At 56.0% G+C, this 505-nt stretch carries 1 pseudogene; it reads right to left on the bottom strand.

Annotated elements, in window-relative coordinates:
* Nucleotides 1-387, bottom strand: a pseudogene (locus J5224_RS35445) (phage tail protein); the annotation flags it as partial.
* Nucleotides 388-505 lie beyond the last annotated feature (118 nt).

Genomic DNA, 505 nt, shown 5'->3' with positions numbered 1-505 from the left:
CTGCACCTCAACGTCTGGCATTTGTACCCGTACCGAGATAAAGGTGTCGTGCGGAATATCGATCGGATCGCCGTTGGCGTAGCCTTCAATTTCGTTGCGCGCAAAAGCAGGGGCGTCTGGGTGTGGCCGATGATAGGTGCGGATAACTATCGAGCCATCCGGGTTTATCTTCTCACTGCCCTCATCGCCGCCATAGTCCACCCACAGGCGCGGCAGCTTGTTGCGACACATCGGCACATCGATACCGCCGTCATCACCACCCCAGGCGCGATCGGCATTCAGGCCCAGACAGCCGGAAATGCGGTACACCCCTTCACTCAGGCGCTCGGTGGTGATGCCCTCGGCTTCGCTGGTGAGTTCGCTGGTGCCATCTGCAAACAGCTTCACAACCGGGCTTGCTGTTTTATAGAACCCGTTTGAATCAGCTACTGTGTTTAACCCGCTAGCCAGAATGGCGTAGTTGGTATTGCTTCTGCGGATATAAGCCAATCTTGCTGAGTTAACG

This window comes from Candidatus Symbiopectobacterium sp. NZEC135 (genome assembly GCF_025962695.1).
The sequence above is the reverse complement of the archived record's forward strand: the minus strand, read 5'-3'. Positions and strand labels throughout refer to the sequence as shown.